Origin of the sequence: Pseudomonas sp. IT-P260 (assembly GCF_949768395.1) — a bacterium.
Taxonomy (GTDB): domain Bacteria; phylum Pseudomonadota; class Gammaproteobacteria; order Pseudomonadales; family Pseudomonadaceae; genus Aquipseudomonas; species Aquipseudomonas parakoreensis.
Window position 1 is genome coordinate 26,067 of record NZ_CATKPO010000004.1, and the last position, 26,558, is coordinate 52,624.

The window sequence follows — 26,558 nt, forward strand, 5'->3', positions numbered from 1 at the left end:
CGCAACGTGGCGGGCGCAAGTTTTTACCGGGTGTGTCGTGATGGATCAGCGCCCCAGAAACTCCTCGGCCGAGACCACGCTGGCGTAAGCGAAACCCAGTGCCGACATGAATGCCGCGTGGACCTGAGCGGCAGGCACCGTGACCCCGTTGAATTCCAGGTCACGGCAGGCGCAGGCGTCGTGGATTACCGTGACGCCGTAGCCCAGGTCCGCCGCCGCACGGCTGATGCCGTCGATGCACATGTGGCTCATGCTGCCGACAATCACCAGATCCCTGATGCCTTGTTCATCGAGAATCGATTGCAGCGCGGTCTCCCGGAACGAATTGACGAAGTGCTTGAGCACCACCGGTTCGTCCGGACGATTGAGTACTTTGGGATGCAGTTTTGCGCCGTCCGAGCCCGGGGTGAAAAACGGTGCGTCGGCCGAAGTGAATTCGTGGCGAATGTGCACCACCGGATCGCCCGCTTCGCGGAACGCGGCGAGCAGCCGTGCGGCGTTGTCGGCGGCGGCTTCAGCCCCCACCAGCGGCCACTTGCCTTGGGGGAAGTAGTCGTTCTGGATATCGACTACGATGAGCGCTTGTCTGGTCATGGTGTGTCCTCGATGCATGGGCTGGAAGTGGATTCAGTATTGGCGCTGGCCGACGTTTCGAGGATTGGCCGGACCGACAATAAGCAGGGGAAAACTGACATGGGCGCAGAAAGGGCCGCCACGGTGGAACTGGGCGTACTGATGTACCCCGGCGTACAACTGGCGGCGGTGCATGGGCTGAACGATCTGTTTGCGGTCGCCAACCGGATAGCTGCCGAGCGTCAGGCGGCGCAGTTACCGGTGCTGCGCGTCAGTCACTGGAAAGCCGACGCCGGGCAGGCGCCGCAGCGGGTGTACGACAGTCATCCCGGCGCTGACAGTCATTTGCTGGCAGTGCTGATTCCACCGTCCCTCGGCAGTTTTTCTGCGGCCAGCGTTTCAGCGCAATGGTTGCAATGGCTACGTGATCAGCATGCCCGTGGTGCAACCCTCGGCGGTGTCTGTGTGGGGTCGATGCTGCTGGCCGAAAGCGGCCTGCTCGACGGGCGTAGCGCCACCACGCACTGGACCTCGGCCAAGGCGTTTGCCGAGCGTTATCCGAACATCCGGCTCAAGGCGGATACGCCGATTGTCGATGACGGCGACTTGATCACCACCGCCGGGCTGATGGCTTGGTCGGAGCTGGGTTTGCGCCTGGTCGACCGGCTGCTCGGGCCGAGCATCGCCAGCGGCACCGCGCGCTTTCTGGTGATGGAGCACAGCGACAGCGCCAGTGCCTGCGGGAGCAATTTTGCACCGATCCTCAGTCATGGCGACGCGGCGATTCTCAATGTTCAGCATTGGCTGCAAAGCACCGGCGCCACTGATGTTTCGCTGACCTCGATGGCAGAGCGGGCGGGGCTGGAGGAGCGCACGTTTCTGCGTCGTTTCCGTGCGGCGACCGGGTTGAAACCCACCGAATATTGCCAGCATCTGCGGGTTGGCAAGGCGCGAGAACTGCTCGAATTCACCAATGGAACCATCGACCACATTGCATGGACGGTGGGCTATCAGGACCCGGGAGCGTTTCGCGCGATCTTCAAGAAAATCACCGGGCTGACGCCAAGTGATTATCGGGCGCGGTTTGGTGTCTCGGGATAGTCCAGACACGCCATGACCTGTGGGAGCAAGCCCCCACCCACATTGAAATCTGGTGCTGCTGAAATCGTGCAAATTACCGGGCGCTGACGCCCGGTCGTGCAGATTGAAACGGGCCTGATGCCATCACGTTTTAGGCAAGCATTTGATTCACCGAAGTTTTCCACAGCCTCCCGATTGGCCTGATCTCTGCACCGTTCATCACTCCATTCACTCATCCGCTGCAAGGGGGACGCATGACCCCGACGCCAGGCAGAAAAATCGTCGTCGCGCACTCGGTGCGCGCTGGCGCGCCACACCATGAAGTGCAGACCAACAAGGCGCTGGCCCGTTGGCTGGCGCAGATTCTCGGGCTCAGATTTGCTGGCAGCTACGACCCGGAGAAACACCGCGGCCGTGATCTGTACTGGCTGCCGACGCAAACCATTGTCGGCGCCGGACAGGCACAGGCCTTGGGCATCAAAAGCGCGGATGATTTATGGGGCGGATTCGTCGAACACGATTTCATCTGCACCAAAGCCATCAGTCACGGCCTGCGCAGCCATCTGGCCCACGCGCCGCAAGGCTGGGCGCCGCAGTTCTGCGAGCGTGTGCGCGACGTGGTGCTCGATGGCTTGACCGTGTTTGCCCTGGAAGACGCGCGGCCCGCCGCCGAGCACTTGCTGTACAGCGGCCCCATTCGCCTCAAACCGATTCACGCCTGTGCCGGTCGCGGTCAGGAGGTTATCAACAGCCTCGACGCGTTCGACGAGGTCCTCGCTCGAGTGGATGCGGCAGCGTTGTTCCGCGATGGCGTGGTGCTGGAGCAGGACTTGAGCAAGGTGGTCACCCACAGCGTCGGTCAGTCATTCATCGGCGGCAAGGTGCTGAGCTACTGCGGTGATCAATACTTGACTCAGGACGCCCATGGCGAGGACGTCTACGGCGGTTCGAATCTGCTGGTGGTGCAGGGCGGCTACGATCAGTTGCTGGCGCTGGAGCTAGCGGATGACGTGCGGCTGGCCATCGAACAGGCGCGGAAGTTTGACCGGGCGGCAGACGAAGCCTATCCGGGTTTCTATGCCTCGCGGCGCAACTACGACATCGCTCAAGGCCTGGACAGCAATGGCAAACCGCGCAGTGGTGTGCTCGAACAATCCTGGCGCATGGGCGGTGCCAGCAGCGCTGAACTGGCCGCGCTGCAGAGCTTCGTCAACGCTCCGCAGATGCGGGCGATCCGTGTGTCGACCGTAGAAACCTACGGTGATCAAAGCCTGCCGGCGGACGCCATCGAAATCTATCGCGGCCCGGCCGAGAACAGCGACTTTCTCCTCAAATACGTAACGGTCAAATCCTATGACGGCTAGAAGCGAAAGCATTCAGATCGACATTGATGACGAACAGATGAGCGGGACGTTTCTCAGTCCCAAATCGAAAGTCCCCGGCGTGTTGTTTGTGCACGGCTGGGGTGGCAGCCAGGAGCGTGATCTGGAGCGCGCCAAGGGCATCGCCGGGCTGGGTTGTGTGTGTCTGACCTTCGACCTGCGCGGACACACCGGTGGCACCGGCATTCCACTGACCCGGGTGACGCGCGAAGACAACCTGCGTGACTTGCTCGCGGCTTACGATCGCCTGTTGGCGCATCCGGCGCTCGACACCTCGGCGATTGCGGTAGTCGGCACCAGTTATGGCGGCTATCTCGCGTCGATTCTCACCTCGCTGCGCCCGGTGCGCTGGCTGGCGCTGCGAGTGCCGGCGCTGTATCGCGACGAGCAATGGCATACACCCAAGCGTGATCTGGACAAGGCTGATCTGCGTGACTATCGGGCGACGCTGGTGCGTGCCGACAGTAACCGCGCCTTGCACGCCTGTTCGCAGTTCACCGGGGATGTGTTGTTGGTGGAATCGGAAACCGATGACTACGTGCCCCACGCCACGATCATGAGTTACCGCGCCGCGTGTCAGCAGACGCATTCGCTGACGCACCGGATCATCGACGGTGCTGACCATGCGCTGAGCGACCCGGTTTCGCAGCAGGCCTATACCTCGATTCTGGTGGACTGGATTACCGAGATGGTGGTCGGGGAGCGGTTGAGCATCATTCAGTCCACTTGAGCACATCCCCCTGTGGCGAAGGATGACTAGGGCTTCTTCTCGATCCGCAACGCCTTCGCCTTGGCCTCGACCAGCAGATACATCACCACCGTGATCAACAACGGCAAAAGAAAATAAATCGCCCGATACGCCAGCAATCCCGCTACCAGGCTGCCCCGCGAAACTTCGTGTTGCAGCAGCGCGACGAATACCGCTTCCAGAACCCCGAGCCCCGCCGGAATGTGGGTGATGACCCCGGCAATCGCACTGATCAACAGCACGCCAAGCACCAGCGGATAATCCAGCTTGCCCGGCAGCAAGGTGAAAATCACCGCCGCCATCAACGACCAGTTCAGCGCACCCAGCAGCAGTTGCAGGACGGCCATGCGCAGGGACGGCAGGTTGATTTCCACCCCGCGAATCGACCATTCGCGGCGCTTGGAGAACTGGCACGCGGCGAGGTAACCGGCACTCAGCAGCAGCAACAGCACGCCAATGCCCTGCAACGCATCGCTGCTGATTTTCCAGCCCGGCGGCATGCTCACCAGGCCGCTGCTGAACACCACGCCGGCAATCGTCATGTAGCCGAACCAGTTGGTGGCCAGGCTCAGACCGAGAATTTTGGCGATGTTGCTTTTGCTCACCCCCAGGCGTGAATACAGCCGATAGCGCATGGCGATCCCGCCGACCCAGGCGCTGAGATTGAGGTTGAACGCATAGCTGATGATCCCCACCGGGAGGATCTGTTTCCAGGTCAGGTCCTGGCGGATGTAGGTGCGCCCGATCAGGTCGAAGCTGGCGTAGGTGAGAAAGCTCAACAGGGTCACGCCGGCGGCGATGAGCAGTGTGCGCACCTTGAAGTCGGCCAGGGTCTGCAGCACTTCCGCCCATTCGATGCGGGTGGCAAACATCGTCAGCAACACGATCAACGCGAGGAAGAACAGCAGCGTCAGTGGGCGTTTCCAGCGACTCCATCGAGAATGCACGGCGGGCGCTGCTTGCGCTGGGGAATGGCTCATGACATGTGCCCCCGAAACGGCTTGAGCCGTGGTTTGTGCGCCGGCAGCCAACCGGCCATCGCCGGAAAATGCCGCAGGAAGTGGAACACCAGAAACCCCACGGTCATGTGCCAGATCCGTCCGCGTGGCACCTTGCTCGGGTCCATCGCCTTGCAGTGGTTGTGGCTCAGGTCTTCGAGACGCTGGAACAAGTGCTGATTGAACGCGCGATCACGGATCAGCACGTTGGCTTCCAGGTTCAGCGACAGGCTCAGCGGGTCGAGATTGCTCGAGCCGACCGTGCTCCATTCCTCATCCACCAAGGCGACTTTGCCGTGCAGCGGGCGCTGGCAATATTCGTGGATCTGCACCCCGGCCTTGAGCAAGTAGTCGTAGGTCATGCGCGCCGCCAGTTTCGCCACCAGCATGTCCGGTTGACCTTGCAGGATCAGCCGCACCTCGACGCCACGGCGCGCCGCGTTGCGGATCTCGCGCAGCAGGCGGTAGCCGGGGAAGAAATAGGCGTTGGCGATCACCACCCGGCGTTTGGCCCGGCGCAATGCGTGCAAATACACGTCTTCGATATCGGTTTGGTGCTGATCGTTGTCGCGAAACACCAGGCGCACCTGGCCGTCGTGATCGTTGAAAGCCATGTCTGCCCGGCGCTGGCGCCGACGTTGCCACCAGAAGCGTGCACGGCCTGGCCGACCACTTTGCAGCAGGGCGAAATGATGGATGTCAGCGACCGCCGGCCCCTGAACCTGCACCGCGTAATCCTGTTTCGCTTCGGGGCCGAAGTCGGCCAAGTGATCGCCGGAAAAGTTGATCCCGCCAATAAACGCGATCAGTCCGTCGACCACCACAATCTTGCGGTGCAGACGGCGGAACCAGTTGGTGCGAAAACCCAGGTGCTTGGGCGCCGGGTCGAACATCTGCAGGTGTACGCCGGCGTCGCTCAGCGCCGCGAGATAACCGGTGGTCAACTCACCACAGCCGAAGCCGTCGAGACTGACGGTGGTGCGCACGCCGCGGCGGGCGGCGTCGATCAGGATCTGCTGCAACTCTGCGCCGACCTTGTCTTCGAAAACGATGAAGGTCTCCAGCAGGATTTCACTCTTCGCCGCACGCATGGCGTCAAACACCCGGGGGAAATATTCCTCGCCGTTTTCCAGCAACTCGACGCGGTTGTTGCCTTGCCAGCTGTACTCGACATCGACAGGCCCGGGCTCGCGTACCGGCGGGTTGATGCTGATCGGTTCCACGGCGGATTTCTCCAGCGGTGCGCTGCTCATAATTCAATCTCCACCGATAACGGGGCGTGGTCGGAAAGGTGTGACCAGGGCCGGTTGGCCAGGACTTTCGGTTGGCTGGCCTTGAGGTTGCGTACATAAATACGATCAAGCCGCAGCGTCGGCAGACGCGCCGGAAAGCTGCGCGCCGGTTTGCCGTGATGCTCGGCGAACACCTCGCGCAGGCCGCAGGGTTCAAGCAACGCGTCGGCGCGCTGGCGCCAGTCGTTGAAGTCTCCGGCGACGATTACCGGTGCGTTATCCGGCAGCTGGGCCAGGCGCTCGCCGAGCAGTTTCAATTGCGCATTGCGATGGCTTTCGCGCAGACCCAGATGCACGCAGATCGCATGCACTTCGACGCCATCGCCCGGCATGCGCAGCACGCAATGCAGCAGACCACGGTTCTCGTGGCCGCTGATCGACACGTCGAGGTTATCGTGGCGGATGATCTGGAATTTCGACAGCAGCGCATTGCCGTGATCGCCCTCCGGGTACACCGCGTTGCGTCCATAGGCGAATTGCGGCCACAGGCTGTCGGCGAGGAACTCGTACTGCGGCATCGTCGGCCAGTTGCTGTAGCGCTTGGGATGATGTTCATGGGTGCCGTGGACTTCCTGCAGAAACACCACGTCGGCGGCCACGCTGCGCACGGCTTCGCGCAACTCCGGAAGGATGAAACGTCGATTGAGCGCGGTGAAACCCTTGTGGGTGTTGACCGTCAGCACGGTGAAACGGCGCACCGAGGCTTCGACACGGGTCTGCTCGTCGGTGACCCCGACCGGCTCTGGAATACTCATGTCAGCACCCCTTCGGCAGCGGGTTCGCCGGGGGCGGTGGCGAGTGTTTTATCCAGCTCAAAACAGTGGAGCAACCGGCGCGCGTCGTAGGGGGCGCGGACTTTGATGTCGTTGTCGAAATAGCAGAACACTTCGCGGGACTTGCTCGCCCGGGGCTTGAGGCGTGGCGCGATCAGGTGCGCATCGCCAGGCTGCTGACCGTGGTGCCAGGCGTCGATGCGTTTGGCCCAGTTCTGCAGCGCCGATTCGCTGTAGCCGCTGGCGTAGAGTTCTTCGGCACCGTGCAGGCGCAGGTAGATGAAGTCGCTGGTAAGGTCTTCGCGATACGGCCATTTGCCGGCGGTGTCGGCGATCACCAGGGCGGTGTTGTAGCGTTTCAACAAGCGCACGAAGTCGGGATCGATGAAGCTGTCGTTGCGAATTTCGACGGCATGGCGCAGCGGCTTCTTGCGCCAGGCTTTCAGGCTGGCGTGGCCGTGCAGGTGCGCGTCGTGCTGACGGGCGAGGGCGGCGGCCGCCTCGGTATCGTGGGGCAATAATGAGAGGAAGTGTTCGAAGCGCTCGGGGTCGAATTTGAAGTTCGGCGGAAACTGCCAGAGGATCGGCCCGAGCTTTTCCTTGAGCTCCAGCACCCCGGAGGCGAAGAAATTCGCCAGCGGTTTTTCGATCTCGCGCAAGCGCCGGACGTGAGTGATGAAGCGCGGCGCCTTGACGCTGAAGACGAAGTCGTCCGGCGTTTCGCTGTACCACTGCGCATAACGTTCGGGCCGTTGCAGGGCGTAGAACGATCCATTGATTTCGATGCTGTTGACCGCCCGTGATGCGAATTGCAGTTCGCGCTTCTGGGCCAGTCCCTTCGGGTAGAAATCCCCGCGCCACGGAGCGTAGCGCCAGCCGGAAATACCGATGTGAATCGTTGCCATGCCGCCCCTCCCGTCGTCAGTCCTCGTACAGCCTGTGTTTGTTGATGACTGTGGGCGGTTCGGGAAAGTTTCGGTGGCGTTACGGACGGTAGCCTGGAGACAACATCATCCCTGTAGGAGCTGCCGCAGGCTGCGATCTTTTGATCTTGAAAAGCAACATCAAAAGATCGCAGCCTTCGGCAGCTCCTACAGGGGGATATCGTTGAGACAGCTATTTGATCAGTGACCGGTGACGACTCGTGTAGTGCTTTCGGCATAGGTCGGACCAAGGCGATCCAGTCGCCCGCTCCAGGCCGTCAGCGCGAGCGCCACCAACACCACCAGCCCGCCGATCCACGCTGTGTGAATCAGGCCAAGGTGTTCGACGATCAGCCCGCCGCCCCATGCGCCACCGGCAATCCCCAGGTTGAACGCCGCGATGTTCAGCCCCGATGCCACGTCCACCGCCTGCGGCGTGTGATGTTCAGCCTGACGCACCACGTACACTTGCAGCCCCGGCACATTGCCGAACGCCACCGCGCCCCACACCAGCACCGTGGCCAGCGCCAGCCATGGGTTGCTGGCGGTAAAGGTCAGTACGAACAGCACGGCGGCGAGCAGGGCGAAGATGATTTTCAGGGCGCTGATCGGCCCACGCTTGTCCGCCATTTTGCCGCCCCAGATGTTGCCGGCCGCCACCGAGACGCCGTACACCAGCAGCACCAGGCTGACGGTACTGGCGCTGAAACCGGAGATGTCCTGCAGGATCGGCGCCAGGAAGGTGAAGGCGATGAACGAGCCGCCGTAACCGATCGCGGTCATGGCGTACACCAGCAGCAGGCGCGGTTGTTTCAGCACTTGCAGTTGTTGCAACAGCGACGCCGGTTTGCTGTGGGCGATGTTGTTCGGCACATACAGCAGGCTGCCGATGAAGGCGATCACACCCAGCGCCGAGACCGCGAGGAAGGTTTCACGCCAGCCGAAATGCTGGCCGATGAACGTGCCCAGCGGTACGCCGGTGACCAGCGCCACGGTGAGGCCGGTGAACATGATCGCAATCGCGCTGGCGGCTTTTTCCTTGGGCACCAGGCTGGTGGCGATGGTCGAGCCGATGGAAAAGAACACCCCGTGCGCCAGGCCCGTGACGATCCGCGCCAGCACCAGCGATTCATAACTGGGCGCCAGCCAGGCCAGCAGGTTGCCGAGGGTGAACAGCACCATCAGCGACAACAGCAACAGTTTGCGCGGGACTTTGCCGGTCAGGGCGGTCAGCACCGGCGCGCCAATGGCAACGCCCAGGGCATAGAGACTGACCAGCAGGCCGGCGGACGGCAGACTGACGCCGAGGTCGGCGCCGATGGTGGGTAGCAGGCCAACGATGACGAACTCGGTCGTCCCGATGGCGAAGGCGCTGAGGGTCAGCGCGAGCAAGGCAATGGGCATGACAGCACTCCGGTAGAGGTTTGAATGGAGCGCAGTGTCGAGGTTTGGCTCGTGCGGAAAAATACGGGGCCAGGTATTTGATATTTGCCTTGGACGCAAAGGTCAAAAGCGCTCCCCCTCACCCCAACCCTCTCCCCCAAGGGGGCGAGGGGGAAGGGAGCTGATCTCGGTTGCACTCAATATTGAGTTCGGCTGGATATTTCAGGTCGATGTAGCTCGAGAGCACAACTCGGTCGGCTCCCTCTCCCTCGGGGAGAGGGCTGGGGTGAGGGTGCTCTTGAACTTGCCTGACAATTACCGATCAGTTCCTTATAGGTTCAGCCAAGAGGGATCGCAGTTTTGATCAAGTTCAGGATCGCCATTCTGCTGGGAGCGCTACTGTTTCTCGGCGCCAGCGAACTCGAAGCCGCCGCGCTGCCGGGGGGGCCGGCTGCCGCTGAAGAGCCGGCCAAACCCGAGCCGATTGTGCAGGGCGGTCTGCTCGGTGCGATCAGTTCGAGCATCGACGACGTGCAGGACAAACTCGACCTCAATGAACATCTGGTCGATGCCTGGCGCCTGCGTGCCGACCGCGCGGCGGACGAAGTCGACAAACTGGTCAACCAGCCGTCGAACCGGTCCGGCTGGAGCGTCGCCGGGGATTTCCTGATGTTGTCCGGCGTCTGGCTCGGCGCGTTTGCGCTGCTGACCGTGCTCGGCAGCCTGCTGGCCAAGCGGCTGAGTCAGGGCCGTTGGCTGCGGACCCGCCAGCGCAGTCAGGACCTGGTCGGCTACCTGCTGCCGTACACGCTGCCGGCGCTGATCTGTCTGCCGCTGACGCTGTACGTCAGCCACTTTCTGCAAGCCTCGGTGGGACGGGCGCTGGCGCTGTGTCTGGCGTACGCCACCAGCAGCGGTATTTTCTCCACTTCAATGTTGTTGTGCGTGGTGGTGATGTTCAACGTCGGGCACAAACGGCCTGCCGCGCGGATCATCCGCGACTACTGCCCGAAACCGCTGTTCCTGATCGGCTTCCTCGCGGCCCTCAGTGACGCGTTGACCAGTCCGCAGATCGCCCGTCAGTTGGGCGGCAACATCACCAGCAGCGTCGCGGTGTTCACCGGGCTGATTGCCTCGATCATCTTCGGTCTGCTAGTGATTCGCCTGCGCCGGCCGGTGGCACATCTGATACGCAACCGGCCACTGGAACAGCGTCTGAAGCAGCCGTCGTTGCAGGAGTCGCTACGGATTTTTTCCGGGCTCTGGTACTGGCCTATCGTGTTGATGGTGCTGGTTTCGGTGGTCAATCTGATCGGCATCGGCGAGGACAACCAGAAGGCCCTGCGCTGCGCGTTGTTCACCACGGTGTTGCTGATCGGCACGGTGTTCCTCAGCACTATCCTCCAGCACCTGTTCAAGTCGCGAAAAGCCGAGGCGATCCAACGCAGCAGCGCCTACAAGGAGCGCTTTCTCAGCCTGTTGCATGCCTTGCTGCGGATCGTCATTGCGATCGCCTTCATCGATATTCTCGGGCGGATCTGGGGCGTTTCGCTGCTCGATTTTGCCCAGAGCAGCACCGTCGGCCGGGCGATCAGCAATGCGTTGAGCAGCATCGGCCTGATCTTCCTCGTCACCTGGCTGTTGTGGGTGGTGCTCGACACGGCGATTCAGGAAGCGCTGAAACCACCGGTCAGCAAACGCTCGTCGCGCCAGCCCAGCACCCGGGTGAAAACCATCCTGCCGCTGCTGCGCAACGCGATCAAAATCATCCTGGTGGTGATCTGCGCGATCACCACCATGGCCAACCTGGGGATCAACGTCGCGCCCCTGCTGGCCGGTGCCGGGGTGGTCGGTTTGGCCATCGGTTTCGGTTCGCAGCAACTGGTGCAGGATGTGATTACCGGGCTGTTCATCATCATTGAAGACACGCTGTCGATCGGCGACTGGGTGGTGCTCGATTCCGGGCACGCCGGCACCGTCGAAGGCCTGACCATCCGCACCCTGCGCCTGCGCGACGGCAAGGGTTTTGTGCACTCGGTCCCGTTCGGTCAGATCAAGGCAGTCACCAACCAGTCACGCCAGTTTGCCTTCGCGTTTTTCTCGGTGCAGTTCACCTACGACACCGATGTCGACAAGGCCATCGAACTGATCCGCCAGACCGGCGATTCGATCCGTGAAGACTCGTTCCTCAAGTACAACCTGCAAGGGCCGCTGGATGTATTTGGCGTGGACAGAATGGACTTGAACGGCGTGGTGCTGACCGCGCAATTCCGTACCGTGTCGGGCGGGCAGTATGCGGTGAGCCGGGCGTTCAATCAGCGTTTGAAAAAGCTTGTGGATAACAGCGCCGAGGTGCATTTCGCGCAGACTTATCCACAGCAGGTGTTGTTGCCCAGGCGGCAGGGTGAGGGCGCACAGGTAGCGAGCGAGGTGCCGCAGGAATCGCGGACCTGAAGCAAGTTTCTGGATAGGGCAGCTGGCCTCTTCGCGAGCAGGCTCGCTCCCACAGGAGGACGATCAAACTGTGGGAGCGAGCCTGCTCGCGAAAGGGCCGGAACTGTCGACATCAATGCCGGATCAGCTTGCTGCGCACCTGCTCCATGATCACCTGATCCAGCTCAGTCCAGAACACCTGCTTGCCGGCAATCTCGGCAGCAACCGGCACCCCATCGCGATACACCAGCCGATTACTCACCAGTGCCGGCACTTTCGCCCCCGGCAACAACGTCCCGGCCAGGTTCAGCGGATCAACCCCACACACCGCAACCAGACTGCCGTCATGCGCCCGCCGCCGTACCTCGCGCAGCAATGGAATCGCCTCGGGCAAGGCAAACTGCTCCCCCGCCAGACCACTGACAAAGCGCCCGCCGCGTATCTCGCCACGGGCTTCCAGCCGATGAAACGTGCGCAGCAATTCGCGCCAGCTCGGCAGCCAATCCGCTTCGCGCTCCAGCAGGCGCCAGAACACCACGCCATAGCGGCGCAGCAACGTCATGGCGACATGTTCGAGGGTTTCCGGTGACGCTATCTCAGCGCTTTCCTGCCGTGGCCCGCGGCGCAACAACGCCCAGCGCCCGGCATCGTCCATGCCACCGACAAACGCGCCGCGCCCGCGACGACTGCTGCGTTGCTGGCGCTTGCTCGCCGGGGTGATCAAGGCGCGCAACCCGGCGAAGCTGTCGGCGTTTACCAGGCCGGCGCCGACCAGTTCCTGCAAGGCGATTTCCAGCTCGGTGCGCAGCAGATGCGCCTCGTGAATCAGCTCATCGAAAAACAGCGCGCCGTGCTGACTCAGCGCCTCATAAACCTTTTGCGTTTTCGGCGACAGTTCACTGACCGGCGTCTGCTCGGCCAGCGCACCCCACAACCCGACCTGACTGCGCGGCAGCAGCACAATCGGCGTACTGCGCAACGCCGTGCCGCTGACTTTCTGCCGGGCGCTGAGCCGGGTCCACACCAGTTTGCCGTTGCGGCACAGGTCATCCAGCCAGCTCGGCGAATAGTCTTTCAAGCGCGCTGGAAGAATGTCGCTGTCCCACGCGGAGGCCGCTGCCGGGTAACCTTCGAACTGGCCGACAATCGCCGGCAACACCGCGCTGCCCTGACCGCGTGTAGCGGGGGAAAGGTGTTGCCAGTCGAACAGAAAACGCATGAAATCCTGCAGTGCTACCGGCTCGATTTCCCGGCGCAGACGCTTGACCGTATAGCGATGAATGCGCGCCAGCAGATGCCGTTCGCACCATTCTTCGACCGCCGACCCCGGAGTGAAATGGCCACGCAGCACATAGCCTTCGCGCTCCAGTTGCGCGAGGGCCTGATTGACCTGCGGTATCGGCAACGCGAGTGGTTCGGCAATGGCGGCTAACGGCAGCGGACCGAAGGCGCCGAGTCGGGCGCGGATCACTTCGATCAATGCGTCATCGACCGTCCAGATATCATCGAACCCGGGCAGCGCTGCTTGCGGCGGTTGCAACGTGGCCTGTGGATAAAGCGCTTGCAGACACTTCAGGCGTTCTCGCGCCAGCCACAACGAGCCAGGCTGTGGATGTGTAGTGACTGTGAGGCCGTCTTCGCGAGCAGGCTCGCTCCCACAGTTGACGGTGTTCCAACGGGCGGAACCCGGTTGAATGTGGGAGCGAGCCTGCTCGCGAAGCTTTTCTTTTGCCGTTACTGGCGGAACGGCCAAGCGGCAGGCGCGACCGCTCGCAGTCAGCGCGTCAAGCCATTCGCGCCAGTGTTCGCCAGCCTGAACTTCAAGGTCGCTGACGCACGCCAGGCTCATCAGCGCCTCGTGCATTTCATCGACGTTGGCCGGCGTCGGCCATGCTTCCTCGCGCACCGCGTTGATGGCGTCGGCGTCGAGTGCCCCGAGATCATCGGTGGATTGCGGATCGCTCCAGCGTCGGTTGATCACCGCTTGGGTGCGGCGTTCTTCCAGCGGTGCATCGTCGAGAAAGGCGTACGGCCGCGCGCTGAGAATTTCTGCCGCCAGCGGTGACGGAGCCGGCAGATCGCGGCTGATCAACCGCACCTCGCCGCGCTCCATGCGCCGCAGTAGGTTGAGCCAGCCGTCGCTGTCCATGGCCTCGTGCAAGCAATCGTCGAGGGTCTGTTCCACCAGCGGATGCTCGGGAACCTCCCGCTCGCCGGCGAGGTTTTCCAGGCAGGCGATCTGATCGGGGAACACGCTGGCGATCAGGTCTTCGCTTTTCATCCGCTGCAACTGCGGCGCGACTTTGCGCCCGCCGGTAAAACGCGGCAACGCCAGGGCCACGCCGGCATTCCAGCGCCAGCGCACGCCGAACAGCGGCGCGTCGAGAATCGCCTGAATCAGGATGTGCTCGGCGCTGTTGCTGTGCAGGTACCGCCAGACATCATCCAGTTCGAAACTGTGGCTGGTGGACAGCGACAGGACAATCGCGTCTTCGCTGGCGGCTGCCTGCAACTCGAAGTTGAACGTGCGGCAGAAACGCTTGCGCAAGGCCAGGCCCCAGGCGCGGTTGATGCGGCTGCCGAACGGTGAATGGATGATCAACTGAGTACCGCCGGACTCATCGAAAAACCGCTCCATCAGCAGCGTGTCCTGCGAGGGCAGGGCGCCGAGGGTCAGGCGAGCGCGGGCGAGATACTCCACCAGTTGTTCGGCGCTGGCACGGTTCAGACCCAGGGTTGCGGTCAGCCAGTCGAGCGCCGGTTGCAGATCGCCGGGGCGGACGCCAAGCAGTTCGTCGAGGGTCGCTTGCAGGCGCGCCACCGCCGCCGACAATTCATCGCTGCGCCCCGGGGCTTCGCCGAGCCAGAACGGAATGGTCGGCGGCTGGCCCTGGGCATCCTCGACGCGCACTTTGCCGGTTTCCACCCGCAGGATGCGGTAGGAGGTATTGCCGAGCTGGAACACATCACCGGCGATGCTTTCCACGGCGAAGTCTTCATTGACGCTGCCGATGTTCAGGCCCTGCGGTTCGAGCAACACGCTGTAGTCGGCATTGTCGGGAATGGTGCCGCCACTGGTCACGGCGGTCAGTTGCGCGCCACGGCGGCCGCGTAGCGTGCGGCTGACGGCGTCGCGGTGCAGGTAGGCGCTGCGGATGCCCTGACGACCGTTGTAGCCTTCGGCGAGCATGGTCAGCAGCGCCTGATAGTGTTTTTCGTCGAGATCGCGGTACGGCGAGGCTTGGCGGAACAGCGCCAGCAGCGCATCTTCCGCCCATTCCCGGCAACTGACTTCGGCGATGATCTGCTGCGCCAGTACATCCAGCGGCGCTTCGGGGATGTGCAGAGTGTCGAGTTCGCCACGGCGCACGCAGTCGAGCAGGGCGGCGCACTCAATCAGGTCGTCGCGGGTGGTGGCGAACAAGCGGCCCTTGGGCGTGCCGCCGACCTGGTGCCCGGAGCGACCGACTCTTTGCAGAAACCCGGCAATCGAACGCGGCGAGGATATTTGGCAGACCAGATCGACTTCGCCGATATCGATGCCCAACTCCAGCGAAGCGGTGGCGATCAGCACTTGCAGTTCGCCGCGCTTGAGTCGCTGTTCGGCGTCGAGACGAAATTCCTTGGCCAGGCTGCCGTGGTGCGCGGCCACTGCGCGTTTGCCGAGGCGCTCACTGAGGTGTCGACTCAAGCGTTCGGCCAAGCGCCGGGTATTGACGAAAATCAGCGTGGTGCGGTGTTCGCGGGCCAGTTCGGCGAGCCGGTCATAAACCAGCTCCCAGACGTCGTTAGCCATCACTGCCGACAACGGCACCGGCGGCACTTCGATGCCGAGGTCTCGGGGGCGAGCGTGGCCGATGTCGATGATTTCGCAGGGGCGATCAGTGCCGACCAGAAACCGTGCCACGGCCTCGATCGGTTTTTGTGTGGCGGACAGACCGATGCGTGTCAGCGGTTCGGCGCACAGCGCCTGCAGGCGCTCAAGGCTCAGCGCCAGATGACTGCCGCGTTTGCCGGCAGCGATGGCGTGGATCTCGTCGATGATCACCGTGCGCGTGCTGCCAAGCATTTTGCGCCCGGACTCGGAACCGAGCAGCACGTAGAGCGATTCCGGGGTGGTCACCAGAATGTGCGGCGCACTTTTGCGCATGGCGGCGCGGTCTTTTTGCGGGGTGTCGCCGGTGCGCACGGCCGTGGTGATCTGCAGTTCGGGCAGGCCCGACTGGCGCAACTGCTCGGTGATCCCGGCCAGCGGAGTTTGCAGGTTGATGCGGATGTCGTTGGATAAAGCCTTGAGCGGTGAAACGTAGACCACCAGGGTTTCGTCGGGCAGGCCGTCGGGGTTTTCCAGGCCACGGTGGACGAGGTCGTCGAGCACCGCGAGAAACGCGGTGAGGGTTTTACCGGAGCCGGTGGGCGCGGCGATCAGCGTCGAGCGGCGCTGGCGGATCAATGGCCATGCGCGGGCCTGGGCGGCGGTGACCGACGGGAAGGTGCTGCTGAACCAGGCGCTGACGGCGGGGTGAAAGCCAGCCAGGGCGGCGTCCTTGGGGATGGGCAGATTCATGCTCAAGTTATGCGGGTGGGGGCGACAATATGCAAGTACCGCTGGGGATCTTTGCTGTTCAGGGCCTCATCGCTGGCAAGCCAGCTCCCACAGTGATTGTTGTTGTTCAACAGTTTGGCAATCAACACTGAACCTTGTGGGCGCTGGCTTGCCAGCGATGGGGCCAGTTGATTCAGCACAATTCCCGGCGATCTACACTTTACGGGTGACGGTTGCGCACTAAACCCGCAAAATGCAACGATTCCGGCAATTATCGATGACGGTGTCACCCGCACCGTCGCTAAAGCCATCGTTCCAATCAGACTGGGCCTGCTGACTCTATGCGAATGCGCCTTATGTTACTGGGCGGCGGAAATGCCCTTGGGCAGGCGCTGATTCGCCTCGGTGCGGAAGAAGACATCGGTTTCCTCGCCCCCCGCCCGCCAGAAGACGGCTGGGATGCCGCGAGCCTGACGCAACTGCTCGACGATACCCGTCCGGATGCGTTGATCAACCTCGCCTACTATTTCGACTGGTTCCAGGCCGAGACCGTCAGCGAAAGCCGTCTGGCCGGCCAGGAACGCGCCATCGAGCGGCTGGCCGAACTGTGCCAGCACCACAACATCATCCTCGTGCAGCCATCCAGCTATAGGGTGTTCGACGGTTCGCGGGCGACTGCCTACAGCGAAAAAGACGAGCCGGTGCCGCTGGGCCTGCGCGGCCAGGCGCTGTGGCGCATCGAGCAAAGTGTCCGTGCGACCTGCCCGCAACACGTGTTGCTACGCTTCGGCTGGCTGCTCGATGACAGCCCTGAAGGCACCCTCGGACGCTTCCTCGCCCGCGCCGAACAGCCGGATGAATTGCTCATGGCCGATGATCGCCGGGGCAATCCGACCCCGGTGGACGATGCGGCGCGAGTGATCATTTCGGTGCTCAAGCAACTCGATTGCGCGGCGCCGCTGTGGGGCACTTACCATTACGCCGGCCACGAGGCGACCACACCGCTGGCGCTCGGTCAGGCGATTCTGACCGAAGCACGCAGCCTGCATCCGCTGGCGATCGAAGCACCGACCGCTCAGGCCCATGCCGCGCGGCCGGATGCCGCCGAGGAACCGCAGCACGCGGTCCTCGCCTGCAAGAAAATTCTGCACACTTTCGGGATCAAGCCCCGCGCCTGGCGCGCCGCGCTCCCGGCTTTACTGGATAGGTTTTATCGTCATGGCTGAAGGCCCTGTTTTAATCACCGGCGGCGCCGGTTTCATCGGCTCGCACCTGACGGATGCATTGCTCGCCACCGGCCATTCGGTGCGGATTCTCGATGATCTGTCGACTGGCAAACGCGCCAACCTGCCGCTGGACAACCCGAAGGTCGAACTGATCGTCGGTGATGTCGCCGATGCCGCGTTGGTCGCGCAGGCCATGCAAGGCTGCAGCGCCGTTGCGCATTTGGCGGCAGTCGCTTCGGTGCAGGCGTCGGTGGACGATCCGGTGAAGACGCATCAGAGCAATTTCATCGGCACCCTGAATGTCTGCGAAGCCATGCGCCAGGCCGGGGTCAAGCGTGTGCTCTACGCGTCGAGCGCAGCGGTGTACGGCAACAATGGCGAAGGCGAGTCGATTGACGAAGACACGCCAAAGGCCCCGCTGACGCCGTACGCCTCGGACAAACTGGCCGGCGAGCACTACTTCGATTTCTACCGTCGCCAGCATGACCTGGAGCCGGTGATCTTCCGCTTCTTCAACATCTTCGGCCCACGCCAGGATCCGTCCTCGCCGTATTCCGGGGTCATCAGCATCTTCAGCGAGCGGGCGCAGAAGGGTCTGCCGATCACCGTGTTCGGCGATGGTGAGCAGACCCGCGATTTCCTCTATGTCGAGGATCTGGTCGACGTGCTGGTGCAGGCAATCGACAAGCCTGAAGTGGAAGTGGGCGCGATGAACGTCGGCTGGAACCAGGCGATGAACCTCAAGCAGATGTTGCAAACGCTGCAGGAAGTGGTCGGCGAACTGCCACCGGTCAGCTATGGCCCGGCGCGCGCCGGCGACATCCGTCATTCGCGGGCGAACAACACGCGTTTGCTGCAACGTTTCAAGCTGCCAGAGCCGACGCCGATGCGTGTGGGGCTGGCGCGGTTGCTGGGACGCTAAATCGAAAAAACAAAAAAGGCGCCTTTGCAGGCGCCTTTTTTGTGGGCGGGGTATCGCTTTGACGCTTGTGCAATCCCTGTGGCGAGGGAGCTCGCTCCCGCTCGACTGCGCAGCAGTCGCAAATTCAGTCAACGCGGTTTTTCTGAAGCACCGCTTTTGCCTTGTTCAGGGCTGCTTCGCAGCCCAGCGGGAGCAAGCTCCCTCGCCACATTAGCCCGCATTCACCACCACGCGAATGTTCGAATGTTGCTTAGAACTTGTAGCCCAGACCCACCATGTACACAAACGGATCGACATCAACATTCACCTTGGCCCGGGTACCCGGTGCCACGGCGTTGTTCTCGACGGTGGCGCGAGTATCGATGTCGATGTAGCGCACCTGGGCGTTGAGCATGATGTTGTCGGTCAGCATGTAGTCGGCGCCGACCTGCCAGGCCAGGCCCCAAGAGTTTTTCGCCTTGAAGTTGCTGAAGCCGTTGGACTGGGCTTCGCTGCCGACGTGCTCGTCGTAGATCCAGGTGTAGTTGATGCCGCCACCGATGTAAGGCTGGAACGGCGATTTCGCATCCAGCGGGTAGTACACGACGCTGAGGGTGGGCGGCAGGTGTTTCAGGGTGCCGAGTTTGCCGTTGGCCGCTGGCAGCGCGGTGCCTTTGATTTTCACGTCATGCTCGAACGGCGAGGCCGCCAGCAACTCGATCCCGATGTTGTTGGTCAGCATGTAGGCGAAGTTCAGACCCAGTTGGGTGTCGCTGCTCATGGTCGCCTTGCCGCCCAGGTTGGTGCCGCTCAGCGGACCCTGATCGACTTTGACGCTGGAGCTGTCGGCCTTCGGGTTGACGGTGATCGCACCGGCGCGAACGATGATGTCACCGGCTTCGTGGGCGTGGGCGAGCGGGGCTGCGAGCGCGACTGCAAACAGCGAGGCGCTGAGCAAGGACTTGTTCATGGGAGCTCCAAAAGGACGTTAAAAATGTCTGATGTCCTATGGTACGAATCCGTCTGATACGGTCTTTTGACTCAGCTCAATGAAACAGTGATGGCGGGTTTATTTGTGGAACCTTTGCCGACCCCTTCGCGAGCAGGCTCGCTCCCACATTAGAACTCGTTCAACTGTGGGAGCGAGCCTGCTCGCGAAGACAATGGGCCGGACAGTGCAGAATTACCGGAATTACTCCGGCAGCTCATACACATAAATCTTGTCCGCCGCCATCTGATACCCGGCATCGGCCAGTTCGCTGGTGGACGCCTTGACCTGCAACGGTCCCTCGACCCAGTACGGCTGATACAGCTCGTCGAGCTTCACGCCCAGCTCGCTTTTCACATGCACGATCTGGTTCGACGGCGGTGGCGGCACGTGGATGCAGGCGCCGAAGTACGGCACCAGCAGAAACTCCGTGGTGCGTCCTTCTTCATTGACTTCCAGCGGCACGATGTAGCCCGGCAGGCGGATGTTCTGCCCGTCGAGACTTTGCACCACCGGCGCGTTGGGCATGTCCTGTTTCGCCGCTGGCGCCGACTCGGCCGAGAGCGCGTCGCCCATCTTCGACAGGTCGTGCAACGGCGTCATGTTCGGCACTTCCGGCGCGGCGTCCGGCGGGATCATCTCCGACCAGGTCAGGTCTTTCGGCGCCGCTGCCCACACGGGCAGGGCGACCAGCAACAGCAGCGCAAGCACAGCGCGGGGCATGGTGAACATCCTCATAAACGGATCGACAGGCCATCGGCCAAGGATTGGCGATACGCGCGCCAGGCCGGCACGCTGCCCATCAGCAGCGCGGCCGCCAGAATGCCACCGAGCAGCGTCCATTCATACTCGCTCGGCCACGCCAGCGGCAGATACAGCCCGTAATTGGCCTGCACGTAACCCTGCGCGGCGGCGATGCCGAGGTACAGCAGCGCCAGTCCGGCGATTACGCCGGTCAATGCCAGCGCGAAAGCTTCCAGCACCAGCAGACTCGCGATGTGCCACGGCCGCGCGCCGACCGAACGCAAAATCGCCATCTCGCGGCGGCGCTCGTTGAGGCTGGTGAGAATCGCCGTGAGCATGCCGATCAACCCGGTCAGCACCACGAACAGCGAGACCACAAACAGCGCCTTTTCAGCGGTGCTCATCAGGCTCCACAGCTCCTGCAAGGCCACGCCCGGAAGGATCGCCAGCATTGGCTCGCCACGGAATTCGTTGATTTCGCGTTGCAGGGCGAAGGTGGAAATCTTGCTGTTGAGGCCGAGCATGAACGCAGTGATCGCCTGTGGCGTCAGGTCCATGTTGCGTGCCTGATCTGCGGTGATCCGACCGTTGCCCCGGGCCGGTACGCCGTTGTGCCAGTCGATGTGAATCGCCTCCATGCCGCCGAGGCTGATGTGCAGCGTGCGATCTACCGGCGTGCCGGTGCGCTTGAGAATGCCGACCACGGTGAACGGTTTGTCATCGTGCTTGACCAGACTGATCGCCGCTACGCCGTGGGCCAGTACCAGTTGGTCGCCGAGCTTGTAATGCAGCGCTTCGGCGACTTCGGCGCCGAGCACCACTTCGAACGGGTCGGTGGCGAAGGCACGGCCGTCGGCCAGTTCCAGATGTTGCTGACGACCGTACTGGTAATGCTCGAAATAGGCTTCGGTGGTGCCCATCACCCGGTAGCCGCGATGGGAGTCGCCGAGGGACATCGGGATCGCCCACTTCACCTTCGGGTTGCTGGCGAAATGTTCGAAGCTGTCCCAACGAATGTTGTTGGTCGCGTTGCCGATGCGGAACACCGAGTACAGCAGCAGGTTCACCGAACCGGAGCGAGCGCCGACGATCAGGTCGGTGCCGCTGATGGTGCTGGCGAAACTGGCTTTGGCCTCGGTGCGCACGCGCTCGACCGCGAGCAACAGGCACACCGACAGGGCAATGGCGAACGCGGTGAGCAGAGCGGTGAAGCGGCGGTTGGCCAGGCTGGCCATGGCCAGACGAAACAGATACATCTCAGACCTCGGCAGACGTGGCGGCGCGATTGAGTTCGGCCAGGGACAGGTGACGGTCGAACAGCGGCGCCAAGCTCTGGTCGTGGCTGACGAACAACAGGCTGGAGCCGGCCTCGCGGCATTCGGCGAACAACAGACGAATGAAGTTTTCCCGGGCGTCGTAATCCAGCGCCGAGGTCGGTTCGTCGGCGATCACCAGTTCCGGCTGGCCGATCAACGCACGAGCGGCGGCGACCCGTTGCTGCTGACCGATCGACAGCGAATCGGCGCGACGGCCGAGGATGCTTTCGTCCTTCAAGCCCAGGTGAGCGAGCAGGGTGGCGGCGGCTTGGTCGACGCTGCCGTGGCGCTGTTTCGCTCGCTCGGCACGCAATCTGGAGAAGTGGCAGGGCAACTCGACGTTCTCGCGCACCGAAAGAAACGGCAGCAGGTTGAATTGCTGGAAGATGTAGCCGGTGTGATCGACACGAAAGCGGTCGCGGGCGCCGGCACCGAGTTCGGTCAGTTCCTGGCCGAGCAGGCGAATGCTGCCGCGCCCGGGCTTCTGCACGCCACCGAGCAGACCGAGCAGGGTGGTTTTGCCACTGCCGCTGGGGCCTTTGAGGAACAGGGTTTCGCCGGGCTCCAGGCGAAACGCCGGGATGTCCAGCAGCGGCGGGTGGCCGGGCCAGTTGAAGCCCAGGTCGGACAGTTCGATGAGTGCTTGGGTCATGGCACCAGTTTCATGTTTGATCACGGGCCCGTGCAGGAGCTGCCGAAGGCTGCGATCTTTTGATCCTGTTTTTAAAGGCAAGATCAAAAGATCGCAGCCTTCGGCAGCTCCTACAGGGGATATTTCAGGCAATCAGAATTTCAGGGCGGCAGCCTTGGCGGTCACTTCGGTGCCTTGCTGGCCGCTCGGGCCGATCAGTTGTACCTGAATTTTCTGTGTGGCCGGGAAGGTATTGAAGAGGTTCGCCAGATCCAGGGTCTTCAGAGCACCCGGGGCCGCGCAGCTGAATTGATAGTGAGCGTGGATTTCGCTGTGATCGTGGTGATGCGCTTCACCACCCTTGGCATCTTCGTCGTGATCATCGTCATGCTCGTCGGCAGCCGGCTTGTCGCCGAACAGCGGGCTTTCCAGTTCCTGGCTGGTGACCTTGCAACCGGCGGCGGCCGGCAGGCTGAACAGCGCCAGCGGGTTTTCCAGTTTGGCGCGGGCGGCGGCGACCTTGGCCTTGTCGGCGTCGCTGGTGGCGGCATGTTCGAAGCCCACCAGGTTCATCGCCGGGCTTTCCAGTTCCAGCTCCAGAGTCTGGCCGTCGAGTGCGGCGTTCAGTCGGCCGACGCCATGTTCGTGGGCGCCGAGGCTGCCGTGCTCGTGGTCATGATCGTGCTCATCGGCAGCATGGGCGACGGCCAGCGGCAACAGGGCAAACGGCAAAGCGAGGAGCAGACGACGCATGGCGGTCTCCGGAAAGTAAAGTGAAGAGTTTGTTATGTAATCTTATAACGAAAGTGCGCAGAGTTTGCCCGCCTGACACGCTTTGCGCAAGGTGTGGCTGCGCACCACACGGAACGTGTCCCGGGCGGTGCGCACATCAACGAGAGGTGACTTGCTTCAGAATCCGCTACCGGGATAGTCAAGCCAATACCGACCCGATAACACTTGAGTGATCAAGCCACTGTCCAGCAACTTCGGCGCATCACGTTGGAAGCGTTCACGCCATGCCGGCAGCCACCAGTAATTGATCGCTGTGCCGCGGGGTTGAACGATCAGGAGCATCACTTCGCGATCAATCCTGCCTTGGGTATAGAGCAGATGGACGTTGTCCATGAAGCCCAAGTACTGGCTGATCGGCAACTGGAACATCAATGCTGTGGTGAAGATTTTTTCACTCTGACTGAACGCGGGGCTTTGCAGAAGCTGTAACGCTTCACAGACATGTGCTTGGGGTTGTTTGGCGATTTTCTGGCCTTCAGGTGTCGACAGCACATCGAATCGATCATCCAGTTCGCGCCAGTCGACACGATCATTGCGCTCGAAGTAGTCCCGTATGAACGCTGTCAGTGGTCCGGTTGTGGATACTTCGGAGGTACAGGTCGACAGGTCGGCGGGCGACCAGAGTCGCCACGCCACGATCAGCAGAAGTGGAATGGCAAGGAGTATCCAGAGTAGTCGTTTCATTGTGGTGTGCTGTGCCTGTATCGGCGGAAAATGGTGAAGTCATGATCGCTATCAATGGCATAGCCGGATGCACGTCGGAAGCCGACATCGTTGACTTCGATTTTTTCCCAGCTGGCGGATATGCAGACACCTTGGGCAAGCACGAAGCCGACATGGCCGCTGGCGTCGGAATAGTTGACAGCATACGCACCTATGTCACCGGGCAGGGCGGAGCGTTGCACACTCCAGTTTTTAAGTAATCGATTCTCGTCGGCCCACTCTCCGGCAAGAGGCGGGCTTACTTTTGAGTATCCCCAAACGTATTTCGACTTGCCGTGCTCGATCAGCGCTACGTTGATTCCGACAGCGGTCAGCACGTCATAAACAAACAAGTTGCATTTGTTGGTATTGGCAGGGAATTCCACGCTCTTGCTTGATTCATCGACGGCTCTATGAGGCAAGGATTTTTTGCTTCTGTTGCCGGCCCATGCTGTGGAGTTTCGGTGAGAAAGTGCCTCCAGCAAGATTTTTCGCGGCAGATCCTGAATGAAAACCCTCACCGTATTGGTCGTGTTCTGACGCTTCACCCCGTATTCCACCTCGTAAAAAGTATCACCGGTGACGGCACCGCTGTTGGACAAAGGCACCTTCACCCAAGGTGACACGGCCACGATGGTCAGCAATTTGCCCTGATTCAGAGTGGCTTTGTGAATCGCTTTCGTTACTCCGCTGCCTCCGATGATCTGCAACGTGATCTCATGACTTTCGCGGCTCTTTATCGTCGATACCTTTTTTTCTTCATTACGAATGACGATTGTTTGTTCTTTATCCGTAAAAAGAGTGTAGGTAGTTGGTGTGTCTTTTTTCTGGACGATATTGCTATCAACGAGTTTTTCGTCGATCAGCAATTGAAACTGCACACCCTTGGGGGGGTGCATCAGAAAATCCTTAAAGGCCAGTTTGATTTTCGATTTCATGACGCGTCCTGTTTCAACGGTTCTTCATAGGAATAGAACGTCCATTCGGCATCTTCACCAATAAGAAGAGTGTCGTAGTCCTCAGGGTTCTCGACCTGGTGTTCGCAACCTTCTCCCGTGGTAGTGCAGGTATTGTCCTGCAGGATGGCCGTCTTTTTCTTGTCCTTGATTTTGTAGGCCAGCCCTGGTTTCTGGGTGTCGTTCAGGCGTTCAATGATCACTTGCAGATAACGACGCGAAGCCAGGGCGGCAATGGGTGGGCCCATATCGATGGGGGCCGGGCGGCCAATGCCGGCGAAGCCGCTATGTTGCTGAGTGAGCAGCTTGTTGGCCATGGGCGGGCAACCGCAGGCGACATAGTCACCCTCCAGTGCAGCCGGGCCGGCGGGCAGGATCAGCGTTCTTTCGCCAACGGCGACGATCGGCCCCTGACCGGCACTGCACGCGGGACAACTGGCAAGTTGCCCGATCGAGGCGATGATTTCGCCTTCGATACGCAGGTGTTCGTTTCCCTCGAGAATCACACCACCTGTAGAGGTGGGGCCTCCTTTCGACGCCAGTTTTCTTCCTGAAGACATGGGGGTCCTTCCCATGAAAAAAAGAAAAATGTAGCCGATAAGGCAAGCGTCGCCAGCTCCTGACACTTGGCGTTACACAAGTCCCATGGGAGCATGCAGGTCAGAAATGTGCGGGAGCGAACTCAATGTTGCGGATACGCGGAACCGTCGGCGATGTGCCGGTAGATTTGACGGTGGAACTGGATGACAGCGACTGGGGGAAGCTCGGCTCAGCCCTTGGTGCACAGCCGCAAATCGTTCAAGCGGCGGCCGTGGCGGCCTCAGCGGCTAAATCGTTGAATCAGGACGAAGCATTGTGGCAAGTCGCCCGGGATTTGCTGCGCAAGGCCGGGCAGCTCAGCGGGCCGGATCTGCTGGAGCAGCTTGAGGGATTGACTGGCAGCGCGGCCGCAGGCAAACGGCTGTTGGTACGTCTACGCCACAGTTCACAGGTGAAAGTGGCGAGCGGCGGGGATACGCCGCTCTATAGCTGGGTCGAGTAGGCCGCAAAAGATCGCAGCCTGCGGCAGCTCCTACAGGTTCATCCGCAAAATATGGAAGAACACGATCAAATGTAGGAGCTGCCGAAGCTGCGATCTTTTGATCTTAATAAAGCGCAGCGAACACTTTACGGCGGTAAGCGGTCACCAGCGGATGATCGTTGCCCAACAGTTCGAACACCTGTAGCAAGGTCTTGTGCGGCAGGCCTTCACCGTAGCTGCGGTTACGGATGAACAGCTTGAGCAAGGCCTCCAGCGCCGCTTCGTATTGCTGACGCGCCAGTTGCTGGATCGCCAGCTGATACACCGCTTCGTCGTCCTGCGGATCTTTGGCCAGACGCGCCTTGAGGTCGGCAGCATCCGGCAGATCGCGGGCCAGGCCAAGGAATTTGATCTGCGCTTTGGCGCCGGCCAGTGCAGCCTTGTGCTCATCGCTCTTGACTGCGTCGAGCACGGTTTGCGCCTCACCCAGTTCGCCGCGTTCGGTCAGGCAGCGGGCGTAGAGGATCAGCGCTTTGGCGTTGCTGTTGTCTTCGGTGAGCATCACCACCAGCGCGGCTTCTGCTTCCGCGTAACGACCTTCATCGAACAGCGCCTGCGCCTGTTCGAACGGATCGGCAGCGGCCGGCGGTGGCATCTGTACATGCGGTTCGAGCAGGGCGCGCACGGCGGACTCCGGCTGCGCACCGGCAAAACCGTCGACCGGTTGGCCGTCCTTGAACAGCACCACGGTCGGCAGGCTGCGAATGCCGAAGCGGGCGACGATGTCCTGCTCGATGTCACAGTTGACCTTGGCCAGCAGCAGTTCGCCCTGATAGCTCTCGGCAATGCCTTGCAGCATCGGCATCAACGCCTTGCACGGCGCACACCATTCGGCCCAGAAATCCACCAGCACCGGTTTGTTGAAGGAAGCTTCGATCACCGACTGGTCGAAATCGGCAGTCGTGGCGTCGAAGATGTACGGCGTTTGCTGACTCATGGGGGATCTCGTAAAAGCGTGGATGGGGCAACTATACGGCTTGGCGGGGTGTGGCCGGAAGCGGTCAGTCTTTGAGAGGTGTGTTGCCTGCCAGAATGCTTTCGCGAGCAGGCTCGCTCCCACATTTGGAATGCGTTACCCCTGTGGGAGCGA

23 protein-coding genes are annotated in these 26,558 nt (G+C 61.7%); 7 read left to right on the forward strand and 16 right to left on the reverse strand.

What is annotated here, in order from left to right; translation table 11 throughout:
- Positions 1-45: 45 nt before the first annotated feature.
- A complete protein-coding gene (locus ACM6HV_RS03080; protein WP_145598391.1) occupies positions 46-594 on the reverse strand; it encodes a cysteine hydrolase family protein in 549 nt (182 codons plus the stop codon).
- A 99-nt stretch (positions 595-693) separates the two neighbouring features.
- Here ACM6HV_RS03080 and ACM6HV_RS03085 point away from each other — a divergent pair, with 99 nt between their 5' ends.
- The 3 genes from ACM6HV_RS03085 to ACM6HV_RS03095 all read left to right on the forward strand — a co-directional run bounded on the left by ACM6HV_RS03085 (position 694) and on the right by ACM6HV_RS03095 (position 3,765).
- Positions 694-1,674 (forward strand): GlxA family transcriptional regulator, encoded by a 981-nt coding sequence (locus ACM6HV_RS03085; protein ID WP_414903491.1) that lies wholly within the window; start codon positions 694-696, stop codon positions 1,672-1,674.
- A 233-nt stretch (positions 1,675-1,907) separates the two neighbouring features.
- Complete coding sequence (locus ACM6HV_RS03090) at positions 1,908-3,017, forward strand: DUF3182 family protein (protein ID WP_414903492.1); 1,110 nt, start codon at positions 1,908-1,910, stop codon at positions 3,015-3,017.
- Positions 3,007-3,765 carry an alpha/beta hydrolase family protein gene (locus ACM6HV_RS03095; protein WP_047296890.1) on the forward strand — a complete coding sequence of 253 codons (759 nt, stop codon included), beginning with the start codon at positions 3,007-3,009 and terminating at the stop codon, positions 3,763-3,765. Before ACM6HV_RS03090 ends, ACM6HV_RS03095 begins: the two co-directional genes overlap by 11 nt.
- Positions 3,766-3,791: 26 nt before the next feature.
- Here ACM6HV_RS03095 and ACM6HV_RS03100 read toward each other — a convergent pair whose 3' ends face one another.
- From ACM6HV_RS03100 to ACM6HV_RS03120, 5 genes are all read right to left on the reverse strand, one after another.
- A complete protein-coding gene (locus ACM6HV_RS03100; RefSeq protein WP_145598388.1) occupies positions 3,792-4,763 on the reverse strand; it encodes a lysylphosphatidylglycerol synthase domain-containing protein in 972 nt (323 codons plus the stop codon).
- Positions 4,760-6,034, reverse strand: a complete 1,275-nt coding sequence (gene clsB / locus ACM6HV_RS03105; protein WP_414903493.1) for a cardiolipin synthase ClsB — start codon at positions 6,032-6,034, stop codon at positions 4,760-4,762. The genes ACM6HV_RS03100 and clsB overlap by 4 nt, the downstream gene beginning before the upstream one ends.
- A complete protein-coding gene (locus tag ACM6HV_RS03110) occupies positions 6,031-6,828 on the reverse strand; it encodes an endonuclease/exonuclease/phosphatase family protein (protein ID WP_414903494.1) in 798 nt (265 codons plus the stop codon). The genes clsB and ACM6HV_RS03110 overlap by 4 nt, the downstream gene beginning before the upstream one ends.
- Positions 6,825-7,751, reverse strand: a complete 927-nt coding sequence (locus ACM6HV_RS03115; protein WP_414903495.1) for a DUF72 domain-containing protein — start codon at positions 7,749-7,751, stop codon at positions 6,825-6,827. Before ACM6HV_RS03115 ends, ACM6HV_RS03110 begins: the two co-directional genes overlap by 4 nt.
- 219 nt (positions 7,752-7,970) lie before the next feature.
- The gene (locus ACM6HV_RS03120; protein ID WP_222018111.1) at positions 7,971-9,173 is read right to left on the reverse strand and encodes an MFS transporter; all 1,203 of its coding nucleotides are present in this window, start codon (positions 9,171-9,173) and stop codon (positions 7,971-7,973) included.
- 339 nt (positions 9,174-9,512) lie between these two features.
- On the opposite strand from ACM6HV_RS03120, the gene ACM6HV_RS03125 reads away from it, so the two are divergent.
- A complete protein-coding gene (locus tag ACM6HV_RS03125) occupies positions 9,513-11,606 on the forward strand; it encodes a mechanosensitive ion channel family protein (RefSeq protein WP_414903496.1) in 2,094 nt (697 codons plus the stop codon).
- 112 nt (positions 11,607-11,718) lie between these two features.
- On the opposite strand, the gene ACM6HV_RS03130 is transcribed toward ACM6HV_RS03125, so the two are convergent.
- Complete coding sequence (locus ACM6HV_RS03130) at positions 11,719-16,152, reverse strand: DEAD/DEAH box helicase (RefSeq protein ID WP_414903497.1); 4,434 nt, start codon at positions 16,150-16,152, stop codon at positions 11,719-11,721.
- A 320-nt stretch (positions 16,153-16,472) separates the two neighbouring features.
- Here ACM6HV_RS03130 and ACM6HV_RS03135 point away from each other — a divergent pair, with 320 nt between their 5' ends.
- Together ACM6HV_RS03135 and ACM6HV_RS03140 are read left to right on the forward strand one after the other, a co-directional pair.
- Positions 16,473-17,357 (forward strand): sugar nucleotide-binding protein, encoded by an 885-nt coding sequence (locus ACM6HV_RS03135; protein WP_041074483.1) that lies wholly within the window; start codon positions 16,473-16,475, stop codon positions 17,355-17,357.
- Entirely contained in the window at positions 17,350-18,279 is a 930-nt protein-coding gene (locus ACM6HV_RS03140; RefSeq protein ID WP_414903498.1) for an NAD-dependent epimerase/dehydratase family protein, read from the forward strand. The genes ACM6HV_RS03135 and ACM6HV_RS03140 overlap by 8 nt, the downstream gene beginning before the upstream one ends.
- A gap of 250 nt (positions 18,280-18,529) precedes the next feature.
- Here ACM6HV_RS03140 and ACM6HV_RS03145 read toward each other — a convergent pair whose 3' ends face one another.
- The 8 genes from ACM6HV_RS03145 to ACM6HV_RS03180 all read right to left on the reverse strand — a co-directional run bounded on the left by ACM6HV_RS03145 (position 18,530) and on the right by ACM6HV_RS03180 (position 24,947).
- The gene (locus ACM6HV_RS03145; protein WP_041074487.1) at positions 18,530-19,228 is read right to left on the reverse strand and encodes an OmpW/AlkL family protein; all 699 of its coding nucleotides are present in this window, start codon (positions 19,226-19,228) and stop codon (positions 18,530-18,532) included.
- 222 nt (positions 19,229-19,450) lie between these two features.
- The gene (locus tag ACM6HV_RS03150) at positions 19,451-19,969 is read right to left on the reverse strand and encodes a DUF3299 domain-containing protein (protein WP_123588906.1); all 519 of its coding nucleotides are present in this window, start codon (positions 19,967-19,969) and stop codon (positions 19,451-19,453) included.
- An 11-nt stretch (positions 19,970-19,980) separates the two neighbouring features.
- Positions 19,981-21,246 (reverse strand): ABC transporter permease, encoded by a 1,266-nt coding sequence (locus tag ACM6HV_RS03155; RefSeq protein ID WP_047296874.1) that lies wholly within the window; start codon positions 21,244-21,246, stop codon positions 19,981-19,983.
- Between the two features lies 1 nt (position 21,247).
- Positions 21,248-21,958, reverse strand: a complete 711-nt coding sequence (locus ACM6HV_RS03160) for an ABC transporter ATP-binding protein (protein ID WP_003228669.1) — start codon at positions 21,956-21,958, stop codon at positions 21,248-21,250.
- Positions 21,959-22,090: 132 nt separating this feature from the next.
- Positions 22,091-22,690, reverse strand: coding sequence for a DUF2796 domain-containing protein (locus tag ACM6HV_RS03165; protein WP_414903499.1), 600 nt, complete (start codon positions 22,688-22,690; stop codon positions 22,091-22,093).
- Positions 22,691-22,846: 156 nt separating this feature from the next.
- Positions 22,847-23,413: a hypothetical protein gene (locus ACM6HV_RS03170; RefSeq protein WP_414903500.1), complete on the reverse strand. Its 567-nt coding sequence runs from the start codon at positions 23,411-23,413 to the stop codon at positions 22,847-22,849.
- Entirely contained in the window at positions 23,410-24,369 is a 960-nt protein-coding gene (locus ACM6HV_RS03175; RefSeq protein ID WP_145598378.1) for a CHAP domain-containing protein, read from the reverse strand. The genes ACM6HV_RS03170 and ACM6HV_RS03175 overlap by 4 nt, the downstream gene beginning before the upstream one ends.
- Positions 24,366-24,947 (reverse strand): PAAR domain-containing protein, encoded by a 582-nt coding sequence (locus ACM6HV_RS03180; RefSeq protein ID WP_414903501.1) that lies wholly within the window; start codon positions 24,945-24,947, stop codon positions 24,366-24,368. Before ACM6HV_RS03180 ends, ACM6HV_RS03175 begins: the two co-directional genes overlap by 4 nt.
- 125 nt (positions 24,948-25,072) lie before the next feature.
- Here ACM6HV_RS03180 and ACM6HV_RS03185 point away from each other — a divergent pair, with 125 nt between their 5' ends.
- On the forward strand, positions 25,073-25,429 hold the full coding sequence (locus ACM6HV_RS03185) for a hypothetical protein (RefSeq protein ID WP_145598377.1): 357 nt from the start codon (positions 25,073-25,075) through the stop codon (positions 25,427-25,429).
- Positions 25,430-25,532: 103 nt separating this feature from the next.
- On the opposite strand, the gene trxA is transcribed toward ACM6HV_RS03185, so the two are convergent.
- Positions 25,533-26,405, reverse strand: a complete 873-nt coding sequence (gene trxA / locus ACM6HV_RS03190; protein WP_047602506.1) for a thioredoxin — start codon at positions 26,403-26,405, stop codon at positions 25,533-25,535.
- Positions 26,406-26,558 lie beyond the last annotated feature (153 nt).